The sequence below is a fragment of the Ruoffia sp. FAM 24228 genome (genome assembly GCF_045528575.1).
In the GTDB taxonomy this organism is placed as follows: domain Bacteria; phylum Bacillota; class Bacilli; order Lactobacillales; family Aerococcaceae; genus Ruoffia; species Ruoffia halotolerans.
The window spans coordinates 1-20,666 of the sequence record NZ_JBGQQZ010000044.1; the positions used below are offsets into that span (position 1 = coordinate 1).

Sequence of the window (20,666 nt, forward strand, 5' to 3'; positions counted from 1 at the left end):
TAAAGATGAGAACACAACACAAACTATCGTTGCATAGAGAGACACTTAAACATAGGAATAAAAAAAGAGCCAAGGTGACTGCGTCACCTGGCTCCTCGGTCCACCAACATCAAAAATTCATGAACCAAATAAACAATCATTAACAAAGCAACTCTGATCCGGTGTTAGTTCATGACATTGGCTCAGAGTTTTTATATATATTTTTTATTAGTACATCTTGCATTGGCCTTTTAGAATGCTTACAATTAGGTTATATGTTTTTCAAAGAAAGGTGATTACCGTGTCAGAACTTATACAGATTAATAATCTAACAATAAAATCAAATACGCAAACAATCATAAGTAACTTATCATTTGACGTTCAACCCAACGAAATTCTTACGATTAATGGTCCTTCTGGGAGCGGTAAAAGTACCGTACTCAAATACCTTGCGCAATTACAAAGTCCTGCCTTAACAACGTCAGGTGACTATTTATTCAAAGGTGAGAAAGTCGAAGACATTGACCCCATTGAATTACGTCAAAAAGTCTCTTATTGTTTCCAAGCGCCAACCTTATTTGGTGAGACGGTGCGCGATAACTTACAGTTTAGTTATGATATTCGCGATATGGACTTTGATGAAGAGCTTGCGAAAGATTTACTTTCACATGTTCAATTACCGAAGTCGTATTTGGATAAAGACATTACAACTTTATCTGGTGGAGAAAAACAACGTGTGGCTTTAATTCGTAACGTTCAATTCCGCCCTGATATTCTCTTACTGGATGAAATTACAAGTGCGTTAGATTCAGATACTCGAAAAATCATCTGGGAATGGTTAAATCAATACCGTAAGGAAAACAATGTGACAGTGATTATAGTCAGCCACATTAAAAAAGAACAACAATTAGCTGACCGAATTATCACCTTAGATAAGATAGGCTTCGATGAAAGTGAGGATAATCATGAACCAGCTTAATGTAACCCCAACTTCTTTAGTTTTATCATTTATTTTAGTCATTATTGCGATTATCATTTCATACCGAGAAAAATTAAAACTTGAAAAAGAGTTAATTATTGCGATTGTCCGCATGATTGTTCAACTCGTTGTGGTTGGGTTCCTATTACAAGGAATTTTCCAAGTTAATAACACATTTGTAACACTAGCGATGATGCTAGTCATGATATTGAATGCTAGCTGGAATGCAGGACAACGTGGTAAAGGATTGAAAAATGCTTTTATCAATTCTTTAATTGCGATCTTAACCACAGCAACCATTACGATTAGTGTGCTTGTTCTTTCAGGTAGTTTAGAATTCACACCCTCTCAACTTATTCCAATTACTGGGATGATTATCGGGGGCTCAATGAGTTCGATTGGTTTAGCCTTCACTACCCTATCACAGACGTTTACAGACCAAGCACAAGCCGTTCAAGAAAAACTGGCTCTTGGTGCGACACCTTATCAAGCTTCCCAATCGATTCTAAAAGCAACAATGAGTCGGGGGTTACAACCAACGATTGATAATACGAAGACGGTAGGAATAGTGACTTTACCAGGGATGATGGCTGGTTTGATGTTTGCGGGAATTGATCCTGTTAAAGCCATTCTTTATCAAATTATGGTTATGTTTATGATGCTAGCCTCTACAGCAATCTCTACTTATATCGCAACTTACTTAACGTATCGTTCATTATTTAGTGACCGAAACCAATTACGTACAAATCGATTAAAAGATAAATAAAAAAATGAGTTAGTGAGAAAATCTCACTAACTCATTTTTTGTTATGACAATTCAGATGTATCGTCGTCTGCTTCTTCCTTGATTTCTTCTGCAGCTAATACAGTGATGTCTTCATTGACTATAGGTTCTTCTGTGGGTTCAGTTGTTTCTGCGACTTCTATTTCAGGTTCTGGTTCAACTTTTTTCGAATCACCAATCGTAACTTGCGCTAACTCTTCTTTTGTTTTCTTCATTTCATCTTGCATGAATACTGTTCCTAAACTAATTAAGACTGGTAATAGGATAAATAGTGTCGCATTTTCAAAGAATTTTTGCCAGTACAATGACGTGAAATCAAAAGCATTCTGAAACGCAGCAGTTTGGGCATTCATTGCTGATTCCGCAATCACTTCGTTATTCATTGCTAATTGCTCAAGCGCTAAAGATGTTGCTGCAAAGTTAATCTCTCTAGCTGTTTGAAAGTAAGCTGTGATGAAAGCGAAGATTGCTCCAATGAGTACGATAAAGATATACCCCTTATAATTGCGTCCATTTTCTCCCACTTCGCTACCAGATTGTTGATTAAACCAAACTGTAAAGCGATTCCATAAGTTAAATTGGTTGATGAGTAAGATAACTAATATTACTATCACTACAATTTCAAAGACCATTTATTTTCCTCCTCAATTTTTTAATCTCTTTCTTTCCATTATAGCGATGTTATTAGTTAAAAGTAAAATGAAATTGATTGTATCGAGTATTTTTATAGATGATCCTCTGTCCATTCTTTTAATACAACAGCATTATTATTGTCCTTATCCTTAGCTGCATATAACAAAGTTACAGGACCATCATCTAATTTTTCTTTGACCAAAGCTAGCCAAGAATTTTTCTCATCATGATTGTTCAACTCTTCTTCATATTTTTCTTTGAACCATGAGAATTTACCCTCTTCATGATCAAAGTCTTTACGTAAGTCTGATGAAGGGGCCATGTCTTTAAACCACTCATCATGATGTAAGTCTTCTTTCTTAATGCCTCTCGGCCATAGACGGTCCACTAGTATGCGGTAACCATCTTGGTCTTTAGCATCATCATAAGCTCTTTTAATATGTATTTTCGCCATAATATAATCCTCCTTAAGTTGTTTAAAGCTGTATATAATTAGCTTAGCGCTAACTTAAAGTAAAGTCACGAGATACGCAAATTGTGGTCGGCACTTTAGTCCCTCACTTCCATGCAAAAAAGCTCAACAATCATGGTCATAAACCACAACGGTTGAGCTGTTCTGCTATTAACTATTTAAATTATTCAGAGTCACGACTTTTTGATGCGATATCTTTCTCAAGGTATTCAACAAACTCGTCGTAAGTCATTGTTTGAGAATCTTTAGAGCTGTATGGACGGATATTCACTGTGCCGTCTTCCACCTCTTGGTCTCCAATAACGATTTGGTATGGTACTTTAGACGTTTGAGCTTCACGAATCTTGTAACCTAATTTTTCGTTACGTAAGTCCATCTCAACGCGGTAACCTTTCGCTCTTAAATCATGGTAAAGTTCTTCAATACGGTCACCATGTGCATCATTACTTACAGGTAATAATACGGCTTGAACAGGCGCTAACCATGTTGGGAATGCCCCTTTATACTCTTCGATTAAGTAAGCAACGAAACGTTCCATTGTTGATACAACCCCACGGTGAATAACTACTGGACGGTGAGTATTTTGTCCATCTTCACCGACATAAGTTAATTCAAAGCGTTCTGGTAATAAGAAGTCTAATTGAACCGTAGACATTGTTTCTTCAAGACCAATAGCTGTCTTGAATTGTACGTCTAATTTAGGTCCGTAGAAGGCTGCTTCACCAATCGCTTCAAAGTATTCTAGACCTAATTCGTCCATCGCTTCTTTTAACATTGCTTCTGCTTTTTCCCACATTTGATCGTCATCAAAGTATTTCTCTTTATCTTCTGGATCGCGGTAGCTTAAGCGGAAGCGGTAATCTGTAATATTAAAGTCGTTGTATACATCTTCAATTAATTTCAGTACGCGTTTGAATTCTTCTTTAATTTGGTCAGGACGTACAAAGATATGCGCGTCGTTCAATGTCATCTCACGTACACGTTGTAATCCTGATAAGGCACCTGATTTTTCGTAACGGTGCATCATACCTAATTCCGCAATACGGATTGGTAATTCACGGTAAGAGTGGATGTCGTTTTTGTAAATTAACATGTGATGTGGACAGTTCATTGGACGTAGGGCTAGCATTTCGCCGTCACCCATGTCCATTAATGGGAACATGTCATCTTTATAGTGATCCCAGTGACCAGAAGTTTTATATAAATCTGATTTAGCCATGATTGGTGTATACACATGTTCATAACCTAAGTTAATTTCTTTATCCATAATGTAACGTTCAATGGTACGACGGATTGTTGCCCCGTTTGGTAACCAGAATGGGAGACCTTGCCCTGCTTCTTGATTAATCATGAAGATACCGAGTTCTTTACCTAACTTACGGTGGTCACGTTCTCTTGCTTCTTCACGTAAACGTAAGAATTCATCTAATTCATCTTGTTTGAAGAATGCAGTACCGTAAATACGTTGCATCATAGTGTTATCTGAATTCCCTCTCCAGTATGCACCAGCCAGTGATAATAATTTAACCACTTTAATCTTACCTGTTGAAGGCATGTGTCCCCCGCGACATAAGTCAACAAATTCACCTTGTTGGTAAACCGAAATTTCTTCATCTTCCGGAAGTTCTTTAATTAATTCTTGTTTGAAAACATCATCTTTGAAGATTTCTAAGGCTTCTTCTCTAGAAACGACGCGACCAACAATGTCGTGGTTTTCTGAGATAATTTTCTTCATTTCTTTTTCAATCTTAGGTAAGTCTTCTTCAGTGATTGGATCGTCTTTATAAGTATCGTAGTAGAATCCTGATTCAATCGCTGGTCCTACACCAAATTGAATCCCTGGGTATAAACGAGTTAACGCATGTGCTAATAGATGCGCTGATGAGTGACGCATTAATTCTAAAGCTTCAGGGCTTTTGTTTGTGATAACTTCAATCGCACCATCTTTAGTAATCGGTGTATGGTAATCAATAATTTCCCCATCTAGTTTTCCTGCTAAGGCTGCTTTTTTAAGAGATTTACTAATTGAATCAGCAACATCAGCAATTGTAATACCTGCGTCAAATTCTTTTACATTTCCATCTGGAAACGTTAATTTAATTTTGTCCATGACCATTCTCCTCTTTTTTTAAAAATATACAAAAAAATCCCATTGACTGAGCGTATACTCAATCAATGGGACGTGAAATTTAATACGTGGTTCCACCCAATTTTTTCCATAGAGACACTAAATGAGTGTTCTATGAACTTCGTTCAAGCTTAACGGGCGTCTGCGTCTACTCCTAATATCGAAACCGAGTTCAGAGTAAAAGTATATGAAGGGGTCTTATATAAAGCAATGTAGGATGTCGCACCAAATCATCCCTCTCTGAAAGCATTGAGTTTACAAAGTTGTCTTCATGTAAAGTCGTTTATTCATTTAAGGGCTTTTCACTTCCTAATGGCAGCAAAAGCTATATCATATTTATATCATGACTTTTATTGAATTACAAGTCCTATTTTCGCTTACCAAACTGAGAAAGCGTCACCAAGCCAGCACCTGTAATAAAAATACCCAGAAGCATTGGAAAGGCCAATTGTGTTTGTCCTTCTCTAAAATAATAGATGAATAAGACGATTACTTGAATGGCTAAGGCGATTCCAAAATAAATCATGAGTAGTCGCTTTTGTTTGAGTTCTTCTTCAGGATTACGGTTCAAATCATCCCTCCTTATCTATTTATATGTCTTAAGTTCTCTCCTGTAAGGGAGACTTCTTTTGCTAGGAAACGAATTCTTTCCATAATTCGCTTGGCTTTAATTGTTTCGTTACCACCATCTCTTGAGTGAGCTAAGTGGCTTTCGATCTCTTTTAAGTTAAAGTTCGACGAGAAGAATGTAGGTAATGACTCCTTCATACGGTATTCAAGAATGGTCGTCAATACTTCATCACGTACCCAAACGGTATTAGCTTCAGCTCCGATGTCATCAATAATTAGCATATCGACCGACTTCACATCTGTTAACACTTGTTGTGTTGAGTTATCCACAAAGGTTGATTTAATCTCCGTTGTAAAAGTTGGATAATGCATCATCGTCACACTTTTATTCAACTTCACCAGTGCATTGGCTAACGCACCCAGTAAATAAGTCTTCCCTACACCGAATTCCCCAGAAATGTATAAGCCTTGAGCACGATGTGGGTTCTTCTTGTACTCATCTAAAAAGCTGATCACTTCGGCTAAAAGTTGCTTACGCGACTCTGTATTGGCATAATACTCAGTCAAGGTTGCTTCTCTAACATCCGCAGACATCATTCGGTTGTCTAGTAAACTTCTTTGTTGCTGCTTCTCTTTGTTGTCATAGTAGGCCTTCGTTGGTACATATGACACATCGATGTAATTATAATTCAAGAACAAAACTGGTTTAAAACCAGGGTTTTGTCCTTGTTCTCCTTTTCTTAATAGATCCATTTCCCGTGCGAATTCATTCAATTTAGAAAGCGAATTTTCAATTATTTCTTGAGAAATGGCCTCTTCATGCTGGTTCACAAACGCTTTGACATCGGGATGATTTAAGACATAATCGACGGTCGCTTTATAATCTGCTTGAAACTTTGGATCTCTCGTAAAGCGAGTCAGTATTTGATTAATTTTTTGCACTATGAATCACCTTCTTCCCCTATTAACTCATTCAGACGCTTACGCATCTCATCTTCACTATATTGCGGTTGAGATGCAGTTTGAGGAGTCTCTTGTTGTTGCTCGGACTGTTCCTTATCCTTCATCCAAGATGGAATAATCTCTTGATGCTGGGATTGTCCACGTTTCTTGTAATTCGAACGGTTTTCTCTTTGCTTCTGTTCGATTTCTTTCTTCTTGCGTTGTTCTTTCACATATTGCATCGCCTTAGGGATATTCGTTAATTCCTCTTGTTCCCATTCACTCGCTACACGTTGCAATTCGCCTTTATAAATATTCGGTCTGTCGTTAATCACTAAAAGATAGTAGATTAAAAAGTTCACAACATGTTCGCTTAAACGTGTTTTTTCTGCTAAATCTCTAATATAAAAATGCTCTGAATCGGTTGCGAAAGTTTTTTTGGCTTGCTTCATCTTATTCAAGAATGCATTACTCGGCATTTGTTCACACGAAATCACCAATTGAACCGCTTCTGGCGCTAATTCAGGATGTTGCGCTTTTAATTGTTGTCTGCGGTCTTCTACTTCTTCTTTCGAATACATTCGAGACGTTCGGTTCGACTTCGTCCTTGGCTCAAGTTGGTCTTGTTGCAAATTCGATTGCCAATTCGATTCAGCTTTTTTATTTTGTCTTTGAGCAATTTTCTTCAAGTCATTTAAATTTACATTTCCGGTAGTTTTATCCATAGCTAAGTATACTAGATTAGCTAACTCGCTTTCTGTATTGCCGTAAATATCATGGATCGCATAAATCTGTTTTTTCAATTCTTCAGATAATTCTGAATGGTTTATTCCTTCAGAAATTAAATAAGAAATAAAACGACTATATTCTAAACCAGGTGCATAATTATGCACTTTATCTGGTTGTTCGTCAATAACTTTTGTAGCAGCTTCATTGACTTGAATAGGATATAACGCCTTTTGAAAGGTGGACGTCTCCTCAGCATAACGATCCTCATCAATCGCTTCTACAGTTAAAAGTGTTGTTAACTCTTCGTAGTCTTTCTCGCCCAATTGATTTAATAAAGCTGTACTTAATAAAGCATCTTGGAAAAAGGCTTGATTGAGTAGGGGCAACTTTAAATCATAGAGAATTGTTTGATGTACGGGATTCGAATTTGATTTCATATCGCGATATGTTCGCATTAAACCGACAGCCTCGAGTTTTATCCGTGCTTCGTTCAATTCTTTAATACCAATGTTCAAGTGAAGTAGTAAAATTTGATGACGTAATGATCTGCGACTATCCAAGTGAACAGTTGTTGGCATTGACATTAGCGTTAAGTATAGACCCATACTTTCTGGACCGATAATTGGTTGATATAGATGAGTTAAACTTTCTAGATAATTAGCTGAAATATCTGCTTGCCCTTTTAAAACAAAGGGTTGAAGCGGATTAATGGTTAGGCTCATCTTGATCTTGACCTTCCTCAATCTGTGATCCATGCTTACCTGCCATAGATTCTAATTCTTTCATGAAACTCTCACGCGATTGGAATTCACGGTAGACACTCGCAAAGCGAATGTAGGCAACCTCATCCAATTCCATAAGAAGAGGCATGACGTATTCCCCAATACGGCTTGTCTCGATCTCTTGGTCAGCGTCATCTCGAATGGACTCTTCCACTTGATTCACAAGTTCATTCATCTGCTCCACCGCAATCGGCCGTTTTTCCGCACTTCGAACAATGCCTCGCATTAATTTATCTCGATTAAATTCTTCACGCGTACCATCGCGTTTTACTACTAGTAATGGTGATTGCTCGATTCGCTCATGAGTATTGAAACGAAAGCCACATTGTAAACATTCTCTTCTTCGACGAATGGATTGACCCTCTTCTGCCGGACGTGAGTCAATTACTTTGGATGACTGACCCTGACATTTAGGACATTGCATTGAACATACCTCCTTAAGTAATTACTTGTTATTCTCTGCTTTTAATAGTTGATCGATTTGTTTATGAGTCTCTTCAGGTGTGTTTGAATTATCAATCACGATTTCGCTCCATTTGGCCTTATCTTGAATCGATATTTGATTGCTAATAAGTTGGCGTGCATCTTCTTCACTCATTAGATTCCGCTTCATTAAGCGTTCTAATTGAATGTCTGAGGAGACGTATACAAGCCAGACAGCATCCGTTGGAATATCTATATCCACTTCATAATACAAAGGAATATCCACAAAGATCAGTGAATGGCCTTCTTCTTTATATGCCGCCATTCTCTCTTTGGATTCTTTAGAAATTATCGGATGTAAAATCTGATTGAGTTTCTCTTTACTCGCTGCGTCATTAAACACAATATTGCTTAAAGCTTTTCTGTTTAACGTTCCATCTTCTTGGATAATACCTTCACCGAAATTTTCTTTCAGACGCTCTAAGCCGATAGTGCCCTTTTCAACCACAATACGACTAATAATATCTGTATCAATCACTGGATACCCTTGCTGAATTAAGTACTTTGAAACCGTGGATTTACCAGTAGCGATACTTCCTGTTATAGCAATAGTTTTCATGCGTTTATCTCCTGTTATAATCTTTGGCAAACGGGACAAAAGTGCGTCCCTCTTTGGGCTAAGCGGATTTTCTCAATGGGACTTTGACACCGGACACAAGGCTCTCCGGTCTTACCATATACTTTTAATTCGTTCTGATAGCGTCCTGCTTCTCCAACAGTATTGCGGTAACTTCGAATCGTTGATCCACCAAGTTCCACTGCCTTACTCATTATATTAATTATAGCATGATACAAGGTATTGATTTGTTTATCTGATAGTTGGAATCCGGCTGTTTGTGGATGAATCTGCGCTTCGAATAGGACTTCATCCACATAAATATTTCCTAAGCCAGTTACTATCTTTTGTGATAACAAAGCCGATTTGATAGGTTGCTTTGACTTCTCTAATTGATCTTTGAAGTCCTCTAAATGAAACTCTGCTTCCGTTGGTTCTGGACCAATCTTTCGTTCGGCAAAGAATGCTTCAATTAAATATTTTGGAACATACTCCATTCTACCAAATTTCCGTACATCATTATAATGTAATTGGCTCTTGTCATGAAATTCAATGATGACATGCGTATGTTTGTCTTTTGTTAACGGTACTTCCTCTTCAGGAAAATAAAAATACTTCCCTTCCATCCGCAAATGAGACACTAAATAACTTTCGGGGAAACGGAATAATAAGTATTTACCTCGTCTGTCCACCGATAATATGGTCTCATCAATTAATGGTTGAAGAACATTTGGATTCTCTTCAAATTGAACAACAATCCGCTTCCAAAAGACGTTAATATTTTTAATTTTTTTACCTTTGACTAATTTGTCTAAACCTTTTCGATTTACTTCAACTTCCGGTAACTCGGGCATGCAAGCACCTCTTTCTACATATGATAATTATAACAAAATTTCTATATACTTTGGACATAAAATACCGAATAATATTAAAATACCCAAATGCTTTCACATTTGGGAGTACTTAAGTAATTTCAGTCTTTTATGAGCAAATTAACCTTCCAATTCATAGTTTCTTAACGCAAATTTTTCAATCTGTTTTAGGATAAAGTTGCACGCAATACATAATAAAACCGTCAAAATCATCCCCCAAAGAATTTGAACCATGTCTTGTGTTCTTAAACCTGAGAAGAGAATCGTTCCCAAGCCTCCAGCATTAATTGTCGCACCTATGGTCGCAATTCCGATACTCGAAGTCATGGCGAGTCGAATCCCACTAAAGATTGTTTTAGAAGAAAGTGGCAGGTAGATTCGAAAGAATAATTCTTTATCCGTCATTCCCATGCCAATGGCTGCTTCCACAATCATAGGGTCAATTTCTTGTATTCCTGTACTAAAGGTCCGCAGCAAAATATATTCACAGTACAATGTGAGGACAATCATAGCCGTATCTGCGCCTAAGCCTGTCACAGGAATTAATAGCGCAAACAAAGCATAACTTGGAACGGAATATAAAGCAGAGAAAAAGTAAGTCAGTCGCTTTAACCATCTTTGGTTATGAATTAAAGTGTAGATAATCACGCCAGCAATCGCAATGGCGATGAGTAATGAGATGGTCACAAGTTGCAGATGTGTTACTGTCGCATCAATAAGACGGTCACTATATCGAACTAAGTAATCGATCATATTAACTCACTCCATAATGATTCTTCTTCGCGAACCGTATCTAATAAACTATTCACGAATGCACCTTTTGGATTTTTTATAATATTTTGAGGAGTATCATATTGTTCAATGCGTCCTTTATCCATAATCATTACTCGATCGCCGAGTAAGAAGGCTTCATTGATGTCATGTGTAACGAATAGGAATGTTTTACTGTCTAATTCTGCATGGATTGCTTTAATTTGTGACTGCAATTCTTTACGGGTAATCGCATCAACAGAACCAAAAGGCTCGTCTAACAACATAATTTGAGGATTGGCTGCGAGTGCACGTGCCACGCCAATACGCTGTTGTTGACCACCGGATAATTGCTTAGGATATCGGTGTGCATATTCGGTATACGGCAATTGAATTAAAGCCATTAGTTCAGTTACGCGTTCTTTAATCTTTTCTGGTTCCCAGCCAAGTAATTCTGGCACGGTAGCAATATTCTTTTCAATCGTAATGTGTGGGAAAAGTCCAATTTGTTGAACAACATAGCCGATTTGTCGGCGCAATTCGATTAAATCATACTCTTTAATTTCTTTATCATTGATTTCAATTTGACCACTGTTTGGTTCGATCAAGCGGTTGACCATTTTTAAAGTCGTTGTCTTACCTGACCCAGATGAGCCAAGGATCGTTATGAATTGACCTTCTTCGATATCAAAAGACAAGTCTTTGATGATTTCTTTGTCACCAAAAGATTTGTTGATGTTTCTGAATTTTATCTTAGTATTAGCCATGGTTCTCCCCCACTTTCTCTATTAATAAATCCATTAAAGCCATACTTAATAGCGATAATAATGCCACCGTTCCCCCACCGATGACTAATAAATCCATTCGGTAAAGTCCTAATCCAGTAAAGATTAACGTTCCCAATCCTCCAGCTCCGATATAGGTTGCTAAAGTTGCACTGGCAATAATTTCAACTAAGGCTAGTTTAATTCCATTTAAAATGTAAGGCGCCGCAAGTGGAATTTCAATCCGGTTACGTAATTGCTTCTGGTTCATTCCAATGCCTCGCGCCACTTCTAAAGTGATTGCCGGGATCTCATTAAAGCCTAAAATTGTATTCATAATAATTGGTGGAATGGCTAGAAAAGTTAACGCAATCAGTGCCGGTAATTCTCCCACCCCGATGATTGGTATTAAGATGAATAACACCGCTAAACTCGGTATGATTCTCAGTAATTGCGAGGACGTCGTTAGGACCTCACCTAATTTCTTATTTCGATAGCTTATATAACCTAAAGGTATGCCGATACAAATCGCAATAATTAAGGCAATTAGGCTTAGTTTAATATGTTGGATTAAGTATCCGATGAACTCACTAGAGTCCGTTTGAAAGTATTCAATAATTTGATAAAGCAAGCAATTCCCTCCAATTCTAATTTGTTGTCGCATCTTCTGTATAGTTTACATGATTAAGACACTTTTCCCAAAATATTTGTTTCCAATAAAAATACGCAAGTAGAGGGCTTTCTTCTACTCGCGTAAAAATTTGTGTGCTTAGTTTATTGAATCGAATTATAGTATTCTTCCGCAACTTCCATATAGTCTCGCCCATCAATATCAACGCTAGCATTCAGATCTACAACGGTTTGTGTATCTAATGTTGCGTTAATGTCATTAATAATGGTTTCAATATCAGGGTTCGCATCTAATACTTCTTGGCGAACAACTGGTACTAAATTATAAGGTGGCCAGAAGTTTTGGTCATCTTCTAATACTTTATACAAATCTGTATTCGATAATTGCCCTTCAGTCGTGTAAGCAGGTGTCGCATCAGCTTCATCACTACTTAAGACTTGGTATTTTAAGCTATTATCATAGACCGTGATTGATTCAAAATTGAATTCACCATAAACTCCTTCAAGTCCTTCTAAGCCGTCTTCTCGTTCTTCGAACTCCCCTTGAGATGCAAAACGAATGTTTTCAGCATTTGCTTGTAAATCACTTATCGTCTCAATACCATATTCTTCAGAAGCAGCAGTTGTAATTGCGATACCTTGTGAATCGTTCGCTGGCGCATATTCAAGCGTAGTTAACTCGCCACCTTCTTCGTAGGCAGTGCGTATTGTTTCGGCAACGCTGTCCGGGTCTGTATCCATCGGTAAATTGAAGATACTTAATAACGCTGTCCCAGTATATTCTGGATACAGATCAATTTCTGCATTTTCAATGGCTTGTGGAATCACTGAACTCGCGATACTTGGTACGCGCTCGACTGAGTAACCATTCTCTTCCAAGGCTAGGGCGTAAATTTCACTCACGATTAGACTCTCAGTGAAGTCTTTAGATCCAATCTTAATGGTGTCACCTGAAGCACCTGATGTACAACCGACGAGAACTAAGCTGACTAAGACAAGTAAGGTAATTATATTTTTTGCTTTTTTCATACTTCGACTCCTTTTATGATATTGGGTGATTGGCGTTGTAATTTTCGCCACTTTCACCGTAGAAACTGTGATCAACTTCAATAAACAGTAATTTAATTATAGGATAATCCCAGTTATCAAGCAATTGATTGAACTTCAGGAGGAATAAATTTAGATTGTTCAAGTTAAACACCGCAGCTAGAACAATTATTTTTTATTCTTCCAGTTAAACGCCGCAGCTGGAACAATTATTTTTTATTCTTCCAGTTAAGCACCGCAGCTGGAACAATTATTTTTTATTCTTCCAGTTAAGCACCGCAGCTGGAACAATTATTTTTTATTCTTCCAGTTAAACACGCAGACAAACACCAAAAAAAGACCCTCACCCTATTAAGAGTAAGAGTCTAGTATTCAATATTATAGTTCGTACCAATTAATCCCTTGGTTATAGTCAACTTCTAAAGGTACGTCTAAATTTGCAGCGTGTTCCATAATTTCTGGTACGAGCTCACTTAAGCGTTCCATCTCCTCTGCAGGTGCTTCTAAGATTAACTCATCATGCACTTGTAGTAAGATTCTTGCTTGAAGTCCTTCATCGTCAATGGCTTTTTGTAGACGAATCATCGCAATTTTCAAGATATCTGCTGCTGTTCCTTGTATTGGCGAGTTCATCGCTGTGCGTTCTGCAAATGAACGGATATTGAAGTTACTTGCCTTAATGTCAGGTAAGTATCGACGGCGATGGAATAATGTGCTGACGTAGCCATCTTCTCGAGCTTTTTCAACAATGTCAGCCATAAATTTTTGAACACCTGGGTACATTTCAAAGTAACGTTCAATGAATTCTTTTGCTTCAGGTCTTGGAATATTTAAGTTTTGTGATAATCCGTAATCACTAATTCCATATACAATTCCGAAGTTTACAGCTTTAGCTTGGCGACGTAAGTTACTATCAACATCTGACGTCGATTCTAAATTGAATACACGTCTTGCAGTAGCCGAGTGAATATCTTCACCCGCAATAAAGTCATTCGTCATATGTTCTTCTTTACTGATATGCGCAAGTACACGGAGTTCAATTTGCGAATAGTCGGCACCAAATAATTGCCAACCTTCTTCTGAAGGAATGAAGGCTTGACGAATTTTACGGCCTTCTTCTAAACGTACCGGAATATTTTGTAAGTTTGGATCCGCACTACTTAAACGACCCGTTTGCGTTAAAGTTTGGACGAATTTCGTATGGATCTTCCCATCTTCTTTAATATATCCTGGTAGGCCAGCTAAGTAAGTTCCTTGAAGTTTACTGATAGAACGGTAATCAAGAATTTCTTGAATAATGGGATGCTTATCTAACAGTTTTTCAAGAACGTTGGCAGCTGTACTGTAGCCTGTTTTAGTCTTTTTAATGACTGGTAAGCCCATCTTATCGAATAGAATTTCACCTAACTGTTTTGGTGAATTCACGTTAAATTCTTCACCCGCATATTCGTGAATACGAGCTTCCATTTGTTTTAATCGTTCGATTAATTCTTCGTTCTTCTCTTCTAATGTTGCGCCGTCTACTTTAATTCCGGCAATTTCCATTCGAGCTAGAACACGTGCCACTGGCACTTCGATGTCTTCGTATAGATCATCCATCTCTAAATCAACTAGACGAGTACGTAATGGCTCTACTAACGCATCCAATGCTATGGCTTTACTTGCGACATGGTTTACGGTTACCTCTGTGTCTTCTGCTAATTTTCGCTTAGCACCTTTTCCGTAAACCATCTCGTCTAACTCAACATTCACTGGTACTTCTAGCGCTCTGACGACATTCGCAATCTCGTCCATATGATTCGCTTCAACGAGGTAAGCCGCAATTAAAGTATCAAATATGATTCCTTTTAATTGAATCCCATAATGACTTGTTAAGACTTCATCTCGTTTTGAGTCGAATAAAATTTTATCAACTGACTCATCTTCTAGCCAAGCTTTGAAATTCGTTTCATTTAAAGCGACAGATGCCTCAGCAACATAAACCGTATTCGCAACTTGATCATACCAAGAAACATATAAAACATCATCAAAATGATAATTGTCCCCAATAGTTTCAAAGTATACTGCTGTTTGTTTAGGTAAAATATCTTCTGTGATTGCATCTACAAACTGTACGTCGTATTCAAGTTGTGGTTCGTCCGATTCAATCGCTGTGATATCGACATCTGACGTCGCTTGAAGTTCAGTCAAGAAACTATTAAATTCCATTTGACGGTAAAATTCAACGAGCTCTTCAATATTCTTCCCTTCATAAGTGATGTCGTCAATCCCGATTTCAATTGGCGCTTCCAATAAGATTTCAGCTAATTCTCTACTCATGAACGCTTCTTCTTTTTCATTGGTTAAGTTTTCTTTCATCTTAGATGGTTTTAACTCATCAAGACGCTCATACAATTCTTCGACAGAATGATATTCTTTGATTAATTTAATGGCCGTCTTCTCACCGATGCGTGTGACACCTGGGTAATTATCCGATGGGTCTCCCATTAGACCTTTTAACTCAATAAACTGCTTTGGCGTCACTCCGTATGTTTCCATCACTGTCTCTGGCGTATAAGCTTCTAATTGGCTCACACCTTTGCGGGTAATATACACCGTGACGTTGTCTGTGGCGAGTTGAATTAAGTCTTTATCTCCAGAAATAACAATAACTTCATCATGCGAATCTGCTTGATGCGATAGTGTTCCAATCACATCATCCGCTTCATAATGCAAGATATCATAGTGTTTCATTCCGTATGCATCTAATAAGACTTTAAGATAAGGCATTTGTTCTTTGAATTCACTTGGCGTTTTTTGTCGCCCGCCTTTATACTCTTTAAACATATCCGTTCTGAATGTCACTTCACTTTTGTCAAATGCGACTAATATGTGTGTCGGTTGAAATTGTTCCATGACACTGTCTAACATTCGATGAAAACTATAAAGTGCATTCGTGTGTAGACCTGATTTGTTCTTAAAACGGTCTAAATCTAAGATTGAATAAAAAGCTCGAAAGGCAAGACTACTTCCGTCAATTAACATAATTTTACGTTGACTCATTGAATATTCCTCCATCTTTAATTATTAAGCACAAACAGCCAACGAATTCTAACTCGTTGGCCGCTTGTTGTTTCTATTCTATAATCGGTTCGGGCTTAAGTTAGCATATGCTTTCTCAAATTGACGAGAAAGTTCATCAATGTCTCCTGCGCCCATGAACAGGAATACTGCATCTTTATAACCCATTAATGGTGATAAGTGATCCGTTGAGATGATTTCAACATTTTGATGGATTAATTTCGCAAGGTCTTCAATGGTTACTTCCCCGTTCGCTTCACGCGCTGAGTTAAATATCTCTACAAGATACACTTTATCCGCTAAAGAAAGCGACTCTGCAAACTCATTCAACATCGCCACCGTTCTAGAGAACGTATGGGGTTGGAAGATTGCGACAATTTCACGATTTGGGTAGCGTTGTTTTGCTGCATCGATGGTTGCTGTAATCTCAGATGGATGATGTGCATAGTCATCAATGATTGTTAAATCTTGAATTTGACGTGCTGAGAAACGACGTTTCACGCCAGCAAAAGTTGCGATATGCTCTTTAACATCTTCTGCTCTAAAGCCTTCTAAATAAAGCACTGTAATGACTGATAAAGCATTTAAGATATTGTGCTCACCAAAGACTGGAATTGCAAATCTTCCGAATACTTCCCCGTCAATGACAACGTCGAATTCAGACCCTTCAACAGTTCGGTCGATATTTTTTGCATGTACTTGTGATTCTTCAGTCAGTCCATAGTAATAAATAGGCACCTCTGCCTTTAATTCCGATAAATATTCGTCATCCCCACAAGCAATAATTGCTTTATTCGCTTGATTAGAGAACGTTTGAATCGCTTCAAATACATCCTCAATTGAGCGGTAGTAATCTGGATGATCAAAATCAATGTTAGTAACAATAGTATAATCCGGTTTGTAAGCTAAGAAATGACGGCGGTATTCACATGCTTCTAGTGCAAAGTATGTCGCTGTCTCATCCCCAAATCCAGTTCCATCACCAATTAAATAACTTGTCGGTGCAAGATTTTTCAATGTGTGTGATAGTAAGCCAGTTGTTGATGTCTTACCGTGTGAACCTGTCACTGCAATGCTTGTATAGTTCTGAATTAAACCACCAATAAAGTCATGGTAACGATAAATTTCTAAGCCTAATTCTCTGGCTCTAACTAATTCTGGATGATCATCATTAAATGCATTCCCAGCAATAATTGTTAAATCCTCGGTAATATTGTCAGCATCAAATTCTAAAATCGTAATATTTTGGTTTTCTAATTCTTGTTGTGTAAAGAAATATTTCCCTACATCACTTCCTTGAACTTCAAAGTCTTCGCCATGAAGAATCAGTGCTAAAGCACTCATTCCAGACCCTTTTATTCCAACAAAATGATATTTATGTTCTTTATTAATCATATTCATATATTTTATTGCCTCCTAGTCCTCAAACAATAAAAAGTTGTTTTTAGATTTTTGCAATCTTTTAGCTAGTAATCTTGTATTCTCGTCTACTTGTCGGTTGCTTAATTTTGGTTTCTTATATGGTTTTGGTAATTCAGTCGCTTTGAAAGGTCGCTCTTCAAATGAATTGTCTTCAATTTGTTCTTCTTCATCTTGAACTTCATGAGTATTTGCCACTTGTTTCTTAAATGAAGGTTCGTAATTGGACCTCAGAGACGGTTTAGTTGCATCCCAGTTACTGACTACCATCGATGTTTCATCATCATTTAATTGAGTTTCTTCTAAGCTCTGTTGCGTATTTAACGATGTCGTCTGTTTATTTTGCTTCTTCAAAAAAGGAATCTCATAATGTTCCAGTCCACTTTGTTGAGTTGTCTGTTTTGGTTCACGAAGTGAGTCCTCTTTTGTTTCTTTCGCTTCAACCAGCTGATTATCTTTGGGTTGTTGCTTTTTCTTTTGTTGATTCAGATAGGCTGGTTCAAACTTAGATTTACCAGAATCCATTCCTTGAGTTGGATGAGCGAAGCGTCTTTTATCTGACTGACCACTTCGGTTGTTAAATGCGGGTCCTTCGTATTTTTTCATTATTACACATCCTTGACTACTAGTTTAATCAACTTTTATTACTTGTATGAAGCGACAACTTCTTCAAGGCTCATTCCTGGCTCAAAAGAATCTTTCAACTCCCAAATACCTGGTAAATCTTCGATATCAGATAAACCTAATTCACGGGTTGAACAAATCATACCAGAACTCTCAACACCACGTAATTCACCTGGCCAAATAATCATACCATTAGGCATTGTAGCGCCTGGGCGAGCCACGAGGACATTCATATCTTCAGCAATATTATCTGCTCCACAAACAATTTGTAAAACTTCTCCGCCGACATTTGTTTGTGTCACTGATAAATGGTCGCTATCCTCGTGTTTTTTACATGATTCAACGTATCCTACTACGAATTTAGGTTTTGAGTCAACCTCTACTTCAATGTCAAATCCCGCTTCTTTAATCTTGTCATTAACTTGAGACACTTGCTCTTCAGTTAAATCAACATTCCCATGACCATTTGGTTTAAATGTTTCAGAAATATTAAATAAATTAATTGACATAACTTCGTTATCTTGAGTACTATCTCTCACGATTGTTACACCATTATTTGATTCTGTTGATAAATGATTCTCGTCTGCTTTCCCGCGAGTTAACATTAAGACATCTCCAACACCTTGTTCATTGTAAAATGCAATCCACATAATTATTATATCCTTTCTTTCAGCCGATATTAAGTATTTTGAACTAACGTTTCGTAAGTCGTACGATCAAATGTTGTGACTACAGCTTCTAACATTGCTTGTGCAGCTTCATAGTCAGAAATTCTAAAGAGTGATTGATGACCATGAATATATCTCGCTGGCACACCAATAACTCCACTGATGACACCATCATTCATCGTGTGAGCAGCACCTGCGTCTGTTCCACCTTTTGAGAAGAAATATTGATACGGAATATTGTTTGTCTCTGCCGTATCTAATAAATATTCACGTAAACCTTTGTGAGTAATCATTCCTGGATCTTGAACGCGTAGTAAGAAGCCTTCGCCTAAGCGACCTTGAACATCTTTCTTACCTTCAGCATCAGCAGCTGGTGAGCAATCAACCGCTAAGAATAAATCTGGTTGATAACGGTGAACTGCTCCACGAATACCACGTAAGCCCACTTCCTCTTGAACAGATGCGCCCATAATTAATTCTGAATTAAGTGATTGACCTTGGATTTTTTCTAATGTATCTAAGATTACAGCACTCCCGTAACGGTTATCCCAAGCTTTACTAATGATTGATTCGTTATTCGCTGTACGAATTGTCTCTACATCAGGGACTAAGCTATCGCCTGGACGTACGCCATAAGACATCGCTTCTTCTTTGGAAGTAAAACCAGCATCAAATAAAATATCTGATGGTTTTAATGATTGTGCTTTGCTTCCGCGTAATAAGTGAGGAGCCACTGCACTTGAGACACAAGGATAGTTTCCTTGTTTTGTTTGTAAAGTAAAACGTTGTGCCGATACAGCGTACACATTCCAGCCACCGATCGGTGTCACTTTGAATGTTCCGTTATCGTTAATTTGGCTTACCATGAAACCAACTTCATCCATATGAGCTGCAACCATTAATTTAGGTGCATCTTCTGTTGATGATTTTTTAATTCCAAAGATATTTCCTAAGCCACTTATCTCAACTTCGTCAACAAGTGGTGTTAATTTCTCTTTGAGGTAAGCTCTTACTTCGCCCTCATTACCGGAAATCCCTTGTAATTCAGTTAATTCTTTAATTCGTTTAAATTGATTATCATTAATAGTCATGCAGTTAAACTGCCTCCTTCTAATATAATTTATCTGTAAACAATCCCTCTAATTGTTGCATAAATCGCGTCAAATTGCAATTTATAAGTAGTTATTATTACACTGAAAATTCTCTCATCAAACCAGTCATTATACACATTTTATATAATGGTTTCCAAGGTTTTCTTTAGCCATGAAACAGACAACGTGTTAAACTAGTTTAAGAATCTAAAATTAGGAGTGAAAGTACATGAGTGAAAATAACCAAAACTACAATTATGATAATAACGGTCTCTTAGGTGGACTACTTTTAGCAACCGGTGTCCTCATCGGAGCAGCAACGACCTTACTAATTAAAGAAAACCGTCCTAAAAAAGCAGGCCTTGTCTTAGAAACTGCAAAAAACCGCCTCGGACAAAATGGAAACGTCGTTGGCTCATGGATCGACTACGATTCAATTGAATATGATTTATTTGAAGACAAGCCCCTTGTTTACATTGGTGGCGTAACTGTTGAGAATGCTGAAGGTCGTTTACAATATCAATTCGCAAGTGATATTTATACGGGTGAACTTATCGATTATTATTTAATTAATCAAACCTGAATAATTCATACCTCTATAATTTAAGCTGGTTTCTTGAATAAATTAATCGTTCTTGGAAAAATTGGAAATTTTTCTACAAAATAGTGCGTTCTCGAAGTAGATTTTAACTAAATGAACCTTC

General features: G+C 37.5%; 21 protein-coding genes. 3 read left to right on the forward strand and 18 right to left on the reverse strand.

Annotated features, from left to right (window positions below):
• Positions 1-280: 280 nt before the first annotated feature.
• Both ACEN33_RS08355 and ACEN33_RS08360 read left to right on the forward strand, forming a co-directional pair.
• A complete protein-coding gene (locus tag ACEN33_RS08355) occupies positions 281-958 on the forward strand; it encodes an ATP-binding cassette domain-containing protein (RefSeq protein WP_407094869.1) in 678 nt (225 codons plus the stop codon).
• Entirely contained in the window at positions 945-1,724 is a 780-nt protein-coding gene (locus ACEN33_RS08360; protein WP_407094870.1) for an ABC transporter permease, read from the forward strand. Before ACEN33_RS08355 ends, ACEN33_RS08360 begins: the two co-directional genes overlap by 14 nt.
• A gap of 41 nt (positions 1,725-1,765) precedes the next feature.
• On the opposite strand, the gene ACEN33_RS08365 is transcribed toward ACEN33_RS08360, so the two are convergent.
• The 18 genes from ACEN33_RS08365 to pepA all read right to left on the reverse strand — a co-directional run bounded on the left by ACEN33_RS08365 (position 1,766) and on the right by pepA (position 19,956).
• Complete coding sequence (locus ACEN33_RS08365; RefSeq protein ID WP_407094871.1) at positions 1,766-2,374, reverse strand: hypothetical protein; 609 nt, start codon at positions 2,372-2,374, stop codon at positions 1,766-1,768.
• Between the two features lie 92 nt (positions 2,375-2,466).
• Positions 2,467-2,829, reverse strand: coding sequence for a DUF488 domain-containing protein (locus ACEN33_RS08370; protein ID WP_218930189.1), 363 nt, complete (start codon positions 2,827-2,829; stop codon positions 2,467-2,469).
• 181 nt (positions 2,830-3,010) lie between these two features.
• Positions 3,011-4,957 (reverse strand): threonine--tRNA ligase, encoded by a 1,947-nt coding sequence (thrS, locus tag ACEN33_RS08375; protein ID WP_407094872.1) that lies wholly within the window; start codon positions 4,955-4,957, stop codon positions 3,011-3,013.
• Positions 4,958-5,342: 385 nt separating this feature from the next.
• On the reverse strand, positions 5,343-5,546 hold the full coding sequence (locus ACEN33_RS08380) for a hypothetical protein (protein ID WP_407090510.1): 204 nt from the start codon (positions 5,544-5,546) through the stop codon (positions 5,343-5,345).
• Positions 5,547-5,557: 11 nt separating this feature from the next.
• Positions 5,558-6,487: a primosomal protein DnaI gene (dnaI, locus tag ACEN33_RS08385; protein ID WP_407094873.1), complete on the reverse strand. Its 930-nt coding sequence runs from the start codon at positions 6,485-6,487 to the stop codon at positions 5,558-5,560.
• Positions 6,487-7,938 (reverse strand): hypothetical protein, encoded by a 1,452-nt coding sequence (locus ACEN33_RS08390; protein WP_407090508.1) that lies wholly within the window; start codon positions 7,936-7,938, stop codon positions 6,487-6,489. Before ACEN33_RS08390 ends, dnaI begins: the two co-directional genes overlap by 1 nt.
• Positions 7,922-8,422, reverse strand: a complete 501-nt coding sequence (nrdR, locus tag ACEN33_RS08395) for a transcriptional regulator NrdR (protein WP_138404665.1) — start codon at positions 8,420-8,422, stop codon at positions 7,922-7,924. The genes ACEN33_RS08390 and nrdR overlap by 17 nt, the downstream gene beginning before the upstream one ends.
• A gap of 21 nt (positions 8,423-8,443) precedes the next feature.
• Complete coding sequence (gene coaE, locus ACEN33_RS08400) at positions 8,444-9,040, reverse strand: dephospho-CoA kinase (protein WP_407090507.1); 597 nt, start codon at positions 9,038-9,040, stop codon at positions 8,444-8,446.
• Positions 9,041-9,054: 14 nt separating this feature from the next.
• Positions 9,055-9,891, reverse strand: a complete 837-nt coding sequence (gene mutM / locus ACEN33_RS08405; RefSeq protein WP_407090506.1) for a DNA-formamidopyrimidine glycosylase — start codon at positions 9,889-9,891, stop codon at positions 9,055-9,057.
• A gap of 138 nt (positions 9,892-10,029) precedes the next feature.
• Positions 10,030-10,662, reverse strand: a complete 633-nt coding sequence (locus ACEN33_RS08410) for an ABC transporter permease (protein WP_407094874.1) — start codon at positions 10,660-10,662, stop codon at positions 10,030-10,032.
• Positions 10,659-11,426: an ABC transporter ATP-binding protein gene (locus tag ACEN33_RS08415; RefSeq protein ID WP_407094875.1), complete on the reverse strand. Its 768-nt coding sequence runs from the start codon at positions 11,424-11,426 to the stop codon at positions 10,659-10,661. Before ACEN33_RS08415 ends, ACEN33_RS08410 begins: the two co-directional genes overlap by 4 nt.
• Positions 11,419-12,069 (reverse strand): ABC transporter permease, encoded by a 651-nt coding sequence (locus tag ACEN33_RS08420; protein WP_407094878.1) that lies wholly within the window; start codon positions 12,067-12,069, stop codon positions 11,419-11,421. The genes ACEN33_RS08415 and ACEN33_RS08420 overlap by 8 nt, the downstream gene beginning before the upstream one ends.
• A gap of 128 nt (positions 12,070-12,197) precedes the next feature.
• Positions 12,198-13,082 carry a glycine betaine ABC transporter substrate-binding protein gene (locus ACEN33_RS08425; RefSeq protein ID WP_407094876.1) on the reverse strand — a complete coding sequence of 295 codons (885 nt, stop codon included), beginning with the start codon at positions 13,080-13,082 and terminating at the stop codon, positions 12,198-12,200.
• Positions 13,083-13,478: 396 nt separating this feature from the next.
• A complete protein-coding gene (gene polA / locus ACEN33_RS08430) occupies positions 13,479-16,142 on the reverse strand; it encodes a DNA polymerase I (protein ID WP_407090501.1) in 2,664 nt (887 codons plus the stop codon).
• A 78-nt stretch (positions 16,143-16,220) separates the two neighbouring features.
• Positions 16,221-17,555: a UDP-N-acetylmuramate--L-alanine ligase gene (murC, locus tag ACEN33_RS08435; protein WP_407094879.1), complete on the reverse strand. Its 1,335-nt coding sequence runs from the start codon at positions 17,553-17,555 to the stop codon at positions 16,221-16,223.
• Positions 17,556-17,576: 21 nt separating this feature from the next.
• The gene (locus ACEN33_RS08440) at positions 17,577-18,185 is read right to left on the reverse strand and encodes a hypothetical protein (protein ID WP_407090500.1); all 609 of its coding nucleotides are present in this window, start codon (positions 18,183-18,185) and stop codon (positions 17,577-17,579) included.
• 38 nt (positions 18,186-18,223) lie between these two features.
• Positions 18,224-18,853 carry a YtpR family tRNA-binding protein gene (gene ytpR / locus ACEN33_RS08445; protein ID WP_407090499.1) on the reverse strand — a complete coding sequence of 210 codons (630 nt, stop codon included), beginning with the start codon at positions 18,851-18,853 and terminating at the stop codon, positions 18,224-18,226.
• A gap of 29 nt (positions 18,854-18,882) precedes the next feature.
• Entirely contained in the window at positions 18,883-19,956 is a 1,074-nt protein-coding gene (gene pepA / locus ACEN33_RS08450; RefSeq protein ID WP_338490560.1) for a glutamyl aminopeptidase, read from the reverse strand.
• A 235-nt stretch (positions 19,957-20,191) separates the two neighbouring features.
• On the opposite strand from pepA, the gene ACEN33_RS08455 reads away from it, so the two are divergent.
• Positions 20,192-20,545, forward strand: a complete 354-nt coding sequence (locus tag ACEN33_RS08455) for a hypothetical protein (RefSeq protein ID WP_407094877.1) — start codon at positions 20,192-20,194, stop codon at positions 20,543-20,545.
• Positions 20,546-20,666: the final 121 nt, after the last annotated feature.